The following is a 9101-nucleotide window of genomic DNA, read 5'->3' as shown; positions in this document are numbered from 1 at the left end:
AGCGGGCTCGGTTGGCCCGGTAATGAGCAAATTTTGCTTGCGGCTGATCCAATCGCCATCGACGAGCTTGGCAAAGAAGGCGCGGTCGATGCCGCGCGGAGCGCGCAGATCGACATCTTCGATGATTGCGGTCTGCCGTAGCGAGGCGAACTTCAGGCGCACGGTGAGCCTTTTGTTCTCCCGCTCGGTTGCTTCGCGATCAATCATCAGGCCGAGCCGCTGCTCGAAGGTCAGCGCGGTGACGTCGGGTTGGCGTTGCTGATCATCGAAGGCCTTGGCCATGCCGGCGAGCCCGAGAGCGGCAAGACGTTCGTGGGTGTGGTTGCTGAGCATAAGGTCTCCTTCTTGCTGGTCAGTGGTAGTAGCCGCGGCCCCGGATGTTGCCGTGCTGGATGGGATCGGCGTCGGGGGTGGTGTCGGGAAGGAAAGCCTTGTCGAGGCCGGTCTTGAGGATCGAGGCGATCGACCTATAGCTCGCTGCGCCGATGCTGATACCACGGCGGCATGCGGCCTCGAGACGCTGCGCCCCATAGGTCCTCTCCATCCGCAGGATACCGAGACAGGATCGGAAGCCCTGCTCAGGATGGGGCTTTGTCCGCATGATCGCCTCGCACAGCGCGACCGTGGACGGACCGATCTTCTCGGCGGCGGCCAGCAGACGCGCCGGCGTCCAGAAGGCGTATCGGCGATGCGCGCTCGGCATGTGCTCTGGGATCGTCGTGTGCCGGCGCTTCAAGCCCGAGCGTGCGTGGCTGGCGATGCGGGTGCCGCGATGGAACACCTCGATGGTAGCCTCGGTGGCCCGCACCTCGACGACCTGGCGGATCAGGCGGGATGGCACCGAGTAGAAGTGTCCCTGAACTTCGACGTGGTAATCCGGCGCCACGCGCGCGCGGCGCCATTCGGCGTACTGATAGGGCTCGGCTGGCAGCGGCATCAGGGCCGGACGATCGATGGTGTCGAAGAACTCACGGCGGCTGGCACCGAGCTTGCGCATCAGGCGGGCATTGAGGTCGTCGACCAAGATGCGGATCGCGACGTTCAACTCGGCGAGCGAGAAGAAACGCCGATTGCGCAGCCGCGCCAAAATCCATCGTTGAACGATGAGAACCGCCGCCTCGACCTTGGCCTTGTCGCGCGGCTTGCGCGGCCGCGCCGGCATGATGGTGGTGCCGTAATGGGCCGCGAGATCCTGGTAGGTCCGGTTGACCCCCGGCTCGTAGCGGCTCGCCGTCGTGACCCCGGCCTTCAGATTGTCGCAGACGAGCGCCTTCGGCACCCCGCCCAGGAAGGTAAGCGCATCCACATGGGCGCCGATCCAGTCGGGCAACGCCTCGCTGAACCGAGCTTGGACGAATGTGTAATTCGACGCTCCCATGACCGCGACGAAGATCTTGGCGGCGCGAACCTCCCCGGTGAGCCCGTCGAACACCGGCACGGTATCGCCGGCGAAGTCCACGAACAGCTTCTCGCCGGCCGCGTGGGCCTGCCGCATGGTCGCCGTGATCCCGTGGCGCCATTCGACGTAGAGGTCGCAGAACCGGCTGTAGCCGTAGCCGTCGGGATGATGGCCGCGGTATTCCTCCCACAGCAGCGCCAGCGTTACGCTGCGGCGGCGCAACTCGGCATGGACATGCCCCCAATCCGGAAGCGGCTTCGATCGCGGCGGGTTGTAGCCGGCCGGCGCAAACAGCTTGCGCTCCAGCGCGGTGTCGTCGAGCTCCTCCGGTATCGGCCAAGTGATGCCGATCACCGCGGCGCGGCGGACATACTCCGCAATCGCCGTGCGACCGATCCCGACCGATCGGGAGATCACCCGATCGCTCGTCCCACAGGAATACTTCAGGCGTAGAACTTCTCGAATCTTCCGCATCGGCAATCTCTCGGCGGGCATCGGACCTCCCATTGCGTGAACCGCAAAAGGAGGGACCTTGCCCCGTTCAGATTGCCGACAACGCCCCCCGTCTCACCCTATCAACAGGGTGGCCGCCTTCGTTCGGATTGGGTGGCCGCTTTCGATCGGAATCGGTGGCCGCCTTCCGTCGGAATCGGTGGCCGCTTTGCCTCGGATTCCGCACGCAGAAGGTGTTGCCCCAGTGCACCACAGAAAGGAGAGCCATGGCTTTTGCCGTTTTCGCATAGCTTCCACCCAAACTTTGGGTAGCATGCAACAAAGGCAGGAACCTCGGGCGGAGAGTACGCAGATGCAGCAAGATGATCGGCATTCAAGGTGCGCTGAGCTCCCGCTGCTCCGCATCGGCGCAATTGGCGCGTTGCTCGTCCTTTGCCCCGCCGCTTCACGCGCCGACGAGAGCGGAATCTCGTTCTGGCTGCCTGGGCAGATTAGCAGTCTCCCGGCGACCCCGGTGGCGCCTGGCTGGTCGATGGCTGCCGTTTATTACCACACCAGTGTCGCAGCCTCGGGCGCCGTTGCAGCGGCGAGAGAAATACAGATCGGCAGGTTCGCGCCGAACGTCAGTGTCAGCTTGAACGCGAACTTGAATGCCCAAGCGGACCTGCTGCTGCTGAATCCGACCTACACCTTCGCGACGCCGGTTCTCGGTGGCCAGCTCGCTATGGGAGTAACCGGGATATTTGGCCGGACGGCCACGACCATCGACTGAGCGCTGACGGCGAACGTCGGAGGGTTTGCAGCGACCCGCATGGGAAGCATCGGGGATTCGCTTACGTCCGTCGGTGATCTCTATCCGATGATCACGATGAAGTGGAATTCGGGCGTGAACAACTACATGACCTATGTGACGGGTGACATTCCCGTCGGCGGCTATGATCCGAAGCGCTTGTCCAATCTCGGCATTGGCCATGGCGCGATCGACGCAGGCGGAGGCTATACATATCTGAATCCGGCCGCGGGGCAAACGCTGTCAGGCGTTGCCGGATTTACATACAATTTCAAGAATCCCGATACCCAGGTTCAAAGCGGTGTCGATTTCCATTTCGATTGGAGTGCGGCACAATTTCTCTCGAAACAGGTCTTTGTGGGGGTCGTCGGGTACGCCTACCAGCAAGTCTCGGATGATACCGGCGGAAGTCCTATACTCGGCGGCTTCCGATCACGGGTTCTCGGAGTGGCCCGCAGTTGGGATATATCTTTCCTGTCGTCGGTATGCAGGGATACCTGAACCTCAAGGCATATGGTGAATTCGATGCGGCGAATCGGCCCTCTGGCTGGAATACGTGGTTGACGTTCTCGATTTCGCCGGCGGCACCCGTCGATGCAGCGCCGACCCGACACTTGGTCACGAAGTAGACCAACATCCACCTCGAGACTTGGCATGTTGAACCGGAGAAAGACGTTCCTTGACCACCGGCGTTGGCAGATACCGAACCGGATCGGCTCCAGCCTGGGTCATGTCGCCTAGCCGGTTCAAAGGCTCTGTGCGAGGATCGATTCCCAGCCGGCCGAATAGCGACTTGCCGTGAAGTGCAGGTGAACCTTGCCTATCGTTGATTCTGCAAGCTCGGTATCGAGGACGCTATTCCGGATCATTCGGCGTTCTCGCGCGCCCCCAACGAGCGCTTCCGCGAGGGAGATGTATTTCGCCACATCTTCGAGCGGGTCGTGGAGGCGTGCATTGCGGCCGGTCTAGTTGGCGGCGATGGCTTTGCAGTCGATGCGAGCCTGATCCAGGCTGATGCCAACAAGCGACGCTCGATCGCAGGTCAGGATTGGCGCAAGGACCGCGACCCGCGCGCGGTGAAGGAGTATCTGGCGACCCTCGACGATACAGCGTAGGGCGCGCCAGCGACGTCGTTCCGAAGTTCGTTTCGCCGTCCGATCCCGCGGCTCAGTGGACCGGAGCTCACAAGGGACCGGCATTCTTTGCTTACTCCAACAAAGGTTGCGGTTCGGCAATGGAAGCTACTTCAGAGCGGAAGTCGGCGGAAACGCCTGAGGCACCTAGGAGCGCCGGTCACGAACCGATATTTTCCAGGACCATCAATCTGGCTCTCCAAGGGGGCGGAGCGCATGGTGCGTTTACCTGGGGTGTACTCGACCGACTCCTGGACGAGAAAGGCATCGCCTTCGAGGGGCTCAGCGCGACGAGCGCCGGGGCGATGAATGCGGGGTGTTTGCTTATGGGCTTGCGATCGGCGGTCGCGATGGGGCACGTAAGGCGCTCACTGACTACTGGAAGCGCGTCAGCGACGCGGCCAGGCTGGGCCCGTTGCAACCAAGCACCATCGACAGAATGCTCGGGGACCACAAGCTGGCATGGTCGCCGGTGTTCTCCCTGATGGGCTTCGTTACGCGCGTGCTATCGCCATATGAATTCAACCCCACCGACTATAATCCACTGCGTGAAGTGGTCGAGCAATCGATCGATTTTGACGTGCTGAGGCGCCCGGACTCTCCGGTCAAGCTCTTCCTCTCTGCGACGAACGTTCGTACCGGCAAGGTGAAGGTCTCCGCAGCAAAGGAAATTTCAATCTCTGCCGTGATGGCTTCGGCATGTCTTCCCACGATGTTTCACGCGGTCGAGATCGACGGCGAAGCTTATTGGGACGGCGGCTATATGGGAAACCCGGCGCTCTTCCCGCTGATCTACGACTGCAAGAGCTCCGACATTGTCGTCGTTCATATCAATCCGCTGTTTCGTAATGAGGTGCCGCGCACCGCTCTCGATATTTTGAACCGCATCAACGAGATCAGCTTCAATTCGTCGCTGATGCGGGAGATGCGGGCGGTCAGTTTCGTCACCAATCTTGCCACGCAAAAACGCCTCGTCGAAGGGCTGAAACATGTGCTGATCCACAGCATCGCCGACGACGAATTCATGGATGCACTTAGTCCCACAAGCAAGTACAACGCCGATTGGGACTTTCTCGTTACTCTTCGCGACCAGGTGCGAAAATGTGCGGGCGACTGGCTCGCGAAACACTTCGTCAAACTGGGTGTCGAGTCGTCGGTAGACATCCATAAATTCCACCTCTGAATCTGATAGAAGGTCGTGATCGTTGTCGCTTGATGTCCGGTAGCCCGAAAACGCCGAGACGTCACCATTCCTTGAAGGTCGGCTCGACGCACCCCCCGCAGACCCACGGAAAGGTCCAATCAGCCGTGCGCTTGGCGCTTTCGGGGAGGTACTTGCTCCAGGCATCAGCGCGGGCCGGATTGATTGACTGCCAAATAACGTCAAAGGTCCCGGAAGAGTTTATTTTGCCAATCATCACTGGCTTGGAAAGATGATGATTGGTGTTCATCACAACTTCGAAGCCGCTCGGCGCCTTGATTCTTTGACCGTACATGGCCTGGCGGACCGCATCGACGTCAGTGGTGCGCGCTTGGACAACGGCTTGCGCCCACATCCTGAAGCCAATGAACGTGGCTTCCATCGGGTCATTTGTAGTTTTCTCTCGTTGCTCGTTGAAGTCCGCCCACATCTTGATGAACGCTTCGTTTTCTGGTGACTTGATCGACTGGTAGTAATTCCAGGCCGCCAGGTGCCCGACGGGGAAGATATCACCACCGAGCAATTCGCGGTCACCAATCGAGAACGCCATGACTGGAATTACCTTGGCATCTACGTGTTGGGCTGCGAGTTCCCTATAGAAGTACGTGTTTGCATCTCCGTTGATGGTTGATATGACCGCGGTCTTTTTTCCCTGCGAGCCGATGGCTCTGATCCGCTCGACGATTCCTCGCCATTCGGAGTAGCCGAACGGCGTATAAATCGTCGTGATATCCTCTGGCGATACGCCCTCGGCGGTCAAATACGCGCTCAAGATCCGGTTTGTTGTGCGCGGATAAACGTAGTCAGTGCCAAGCAGAACCCACCTGCGAACTTCGCCTCCTTCCTTGCTCATCAGATATCGAACCGCCGGAATTGCCTGCTGATTGGGCGTGGCTCCCGTGTAGAAGATGTTGCGAGAGCTCTCTTCGCCCTCGTATTGCACGGGGTAGAAGAGCAGGCCGTTCAACTGCTCGAAGATTGGCAGAACGGATTTGCGGGAGGCGGAAGTCCAGCAGCCGAACACGACTGCGACCTTTTCCTTCGTGAGCAATTCCCGGGCTTTTTCGGCAAAGGCATCCCAATCGGACGCCGGATCAACGACGACCGGTTCCAATTTCCGCCCGAGCAGCCCATCTTTCCTGTTCTGGTCGGCTATCAGCATCAGAACCGTGTCTTTAAGTACTGACTCGCTGATTGCCATGGTGCCGGACAGAGAATGCAAAATGCCGATTTTGATAGTGGCTTCGTCTGCGCGAACCGTCGGACCGACGAGCACGAACCGCAAGACGAGCAATCCAAGAACGACAACTCGCAGGACCGAAGCTGACTTCATGTCAATGCCCCGACGAGCTCGAAAACGCGTGTTTCCTTGGTCATGCCCTTGGCCAGGACCGACTCCAAAGCTCTGAACTGGAAACAATGTTGAGCCCGCAAATAGACGCCTTCGCTCACAAGGATATTGGTCCCAAACTGCTTGTTCAGGCCTTCGAGGCGCGCTGCCAGATTTACCGTATTGCCAAGGGCTGTGTAGTTCATACGCTCCGTCGACCCGAGATTGCCGACGACGGCATCTCCGACGTGAATGCCAAACCGCGTGAAGAATGGCTTTAAACCTTCAGTTTCAAACTGGGAGTTGAGCCTGTCACACGCCGCTCTGCCCACAAGGGCCGCCCGGCAGGCCCGCTCAACGTGGTTAGGCTGCGGATTGGGTGCGTTCCAGAACACCATCACTGCGTCACCAATGAACTTGTCGACCGTTCCGCCTTCGGCGAGGAACGCCTCTGTAAGCACGGAGAAATAGCGCGACATCTGGTGCATGAGAACATCAGGATCCGCGGACTCGGCGATCGACGTGAAATCCCGGACGTCGGTGAAAACGACGGTAATCTCCTCTCGGACTCCGCCAAGCTCGGTGGATATGGAATTATCGATGATTCCCCGGACGATTTCCTTGGGGATAAAGTGCGCGAATGACCATATCGCGCGCTGCGCGAGTTCCATGGCGCCGCCAAGTTCCTGAATTTCCTTAATGCGCGATGCGACTGGCGAGGGGTCAGGCGCAGCCAGCGTCTGAAGCTTGACCGCCTGAGCCGTTATGTTTTTCAAGGCTCGCGACATTCCGCTGCCAAATATCCAAACGACGGGAATGAAGGCAGCGCCAGCGATAGTTGCGAGCATTAGTCCGGTAAACTGCAGGCTCCGAACATTTTGAGCAAAGTCATCCTGGGCCGCCAGCAGCAAAATGTTGGCGGTGTACTGCTCGCCCAGAGTGAATTTTGCCATCCTGAACAGATAGTCCCGGCCCCGGTCGTCGCGGATGCTACCCTCATAGCGGTCGCGACCAAGCGACGCTCGTAAGGCTGTCGCCACGACCCCGGTGTTGATCCCCTTGACGTTTGGCAATTGTTGTTGGGATGGATGTGTCATCGCATCGACAACGAACTGCGCAAAATCGGGATGGGCTATGAGCGAACCCATTGAGTCGAAAATCAGGACGATGCCGTGCTCCCCGGGCCGTTGCGCCTGGACGAAATCGCTGAAGGTGTCGAGCTTGAGATCGGCGGCAAGGACGCCAGGCACTTTCCCTCGCAAGGGTGCGCTTATCGTGATCACGGGTGCACAGATGCTAAACGCAAGGTACGGCGACGAGACCAGCGGGCGGTCGGCTTTCATCGTCTCGCGATACCAGGGCCGCTTGCGCGCGTCGTATTCGTATTTCCATAGATCAAGCTGTCCGACTTCGTTGCCTTGCCGATCTTCAAAGATTCGTCGCACTGGAAGTTCGCCACTCTGCGCAGGGCGGATCAAATTGATCGCAACGGTGGCCCCAGGCGTCGCACGAAGCCTCTCGCGTTGCTCATCGTTGAGGTCGCCAATGCGCCGCACCTGCAACCAGGCGCCATTTTCGAAACCGGCATAGATACTGTCCATTTGGGGCAGTTCCTGCAGTGCGGCCTTGAACAGTGGGATCGCGGGGCCGGTCTCGGTTCTTTCATTTGAATCGGTCACGCTGGAACTGGTCGCCAGCACATGCGCCAACGAGGCTATCGCGGTGATCTCTGTCTGAAGACGTCCCAAGGCCTTCGAGCTGGTTGCGTCCATATAGGCGGACGCAGCTTCCTTCGTTGCCCAACGAAGCGCCCGGACCTGAATGGCGATCAGCAAAACAGCAAGAGCGACGATAAAAGCCATCACAGCGAAGGTGAGTGAGGTTCGAAATGTCAACATTCCGCGCGCGCTCCTCAGTCGCTAAGAGTGCAGCCGCTAAATCTCGTCGCTGCGCAACTTGCGGATGATGACCATGAGAAGTCACGCATCACGGTCTCAATGCAGTCCATAATAAATTCAGTCGATCCTGCCGGCTATGCGATTTCGGCAAATGAACAACAGTGATCGCAGCTTGACGCCAGCACAGCCTGAGATGCTATTGCAGCGGACGATCCAGCACAGGTCGCGTGGTGCGCGGACCCCGGCCGTGACACCGTCAGGCGGCAGCAAGCCGAACATTATCTTTATCGTCTCCGACGACTTCGATTACGGCGATGCGGGCGCTATTTGGGTGGTGAAGCCCCGCGGAATCTAGCGCGCCGGGGCAACGGCATCGGATGGCCGCAACAGGTCAGGACAGCGCCTTGCTGGCGGGGCTTCCGACGATGCCCGATTGGTAGAGTGCCGCATACTCCGGATCGAGTTTGTATTTTAGGTCCCGCGCTGCCATAAGAATGATCGCCGAATAGGTCAGGAACGCGAGTTCTAGGTCAGCTACCTGCTCCACCGTCAGTCCCCGCGGCCATGATCGCGGCCATCAGCTGCACAGTTTCTACGGCACGTTCGCCGACGATATGCGCGCCCAGAAAGTTGTGTGTCCTGCGGTCCGCGATCATCTTGCAGAAGCCAGCTGTGCGGTCGTCGATAATCGCGCGAGTCAGATCCTCGCACCAGATGACAGAGGTTTCATAATCGATTCCGGCGTCGGAGCATTGCGATTGACGCATACCGATCGCACCGTATTCCGGATCGGTCAAGCTGCGCCATTTCCGCGATGAATTCCCCGTTATTCCTCGGCAGGCCTGGCGACTGTCTCGGCATGCGTATTGGGATGATCTAGTACTTCGTCACAGTGAT

6 protein-coding genes and 3 pseudogenes are annotated in these 9101 nt (G+C 59.3%); 4 read left to right on the top strand and 5 right to left on the bottom strand.

Annotated elements, in window-relative coordinates:
- Together FXB38_RS41730 and istA are read right to left on the bottom strand one after the other, a co-directional pair.
- On the bottom strand, nucleotides 1-333 hold a 333-nt coding region (locus tag FXB38_RS41730), incomplete at its 3' end, for an ATP-binding protein (RefSeq protein WP_187435524.1).
- Between the two features lie 19 nt (nucleotides 334-352).
- A complete protein-coding gene (istA, locus tag FXB38_RS41725) occupies nucleotides 353-1894 on the bottom strand; it encodes an IS21 family transposase (RefSeq protein WP_148756670.1) in 1542 nt (513 codons plus the stop codon).
- A gap of 310 nt (nucleotides 1895-2204) precedes the next feature.
- On the opposite strand from istA, the pseudogene FXB38_RS41720 reads away from it, so the two are divergent.
- The 3 pseudogenes from FXB38_RS41720 to FXB38_RS41710 all read left to right on the top strand — a co-directional run bounded on the left by FXB38_RS41720 (nucleotide 2205) and on the right by FXB38_RS41710 (nucleotide 4958).
- A pseudogene (locus tag FXB38_RS41720) lies at nucleotides 2205-3271 on the top strand (SphA family protein).
- 165 nt (nucleotides 3272-3436) lie between these two features.
- Nucleotides 3437-3855: pseudogene (locus tag FXB38_RS44435) on the top strand (transposase); the annotation flags it as partial.
- Nucleotides 3856-3876: 21 nt separating this feature from the next.
- A pseudogene (locus tag FXB38_RS41710) lies at nucleotides 3877-4958 on the top strand (patatin-like phospholipase family protein).
- 61 nt (nucleotides 4959-5019) lie between these two features.
- Here the strand turns inward: FXB38_RS41710 and urtA are convergent.
- Together urtA and FXB38_RS41700 are read right to left on the bottom strand one after the other, a co-directional pair.
- Complete coding sequence (urtA, locus tag FXB38_RS41705; RefSeq protein WP_148756669.1) at nucleotides 5020-6309, bottom strand: urea ABC transporter substrate-binding protein; 1290 nt, start codon at nucleotides 6307-6309, stop codon at nucleotides 5020-5022.
- Nucleotides 6306-8204 carry an adenylate/guanylate cyclase domain-containing protein gene (locus tag FXB38_RS41700; RefSeq protein ID WP_148756668.1) on the bottom strand — a complete coding sequence of 633 codons (1899 nt, stop codon included), beginning with the start codon at nucleotides 8202-8204 and terminating at the stop codon, nucleotides 6306-6308. Before FXB38_RS41700 ends, urtA begins: the two co-directional genes overlap by 4 nt.
- Nucleotides 8205-8355: 151 nt before the next feature.
- Here FXB38_RS41700 and FXB38_RS41695 point away from each other — a divergent pair, with 151 nt between their 5' ends.
- Nucleotides 8356-8559, top strand: a complete 204-nt coding sequence (locus tag FXB38_RS41695) for a hypothetical protein (RefSeq protein WP_148756667.1) — start codon at nucleotides 8356-8358, stop codon at nucleotides 8557-8559.
- A gap of 175 nt (nucleotides 8560-8734) precedes the next feature.
- Here FXB38_RS41695 and FXB38_RS41690 read toward each other — a convergent pair whose 3' ends face one another.
- Complete coding sequence (locus tag FXB38_RS41690; RefSeq protein ID WP_187435523.1) at nucleotides 8735-9001, bottom strand: hypothetical protein; 267 nt, start codon at nucleotides 8999-9001, stop codon at nucleotides 8735-8737.
- Nucleotides 9002-9101 lie beyond the last annotated feature (100 nt).

Origin of the sequence: Bradyrhizobium cytisi, assembly GCF_008123515.1 — a bacterium.
GTDB lineage: Bacteria > Pseudomonadota > Alphaproteobacteria > Rhizobiales > Xanthobacteraceae > Bradyrhizobium > Bradyrhizobium cytisi.
Note: the sequence above shows the minus strand (reverse complement) of the source record. Positions and strands in the feature narration are given on the sequence as shown.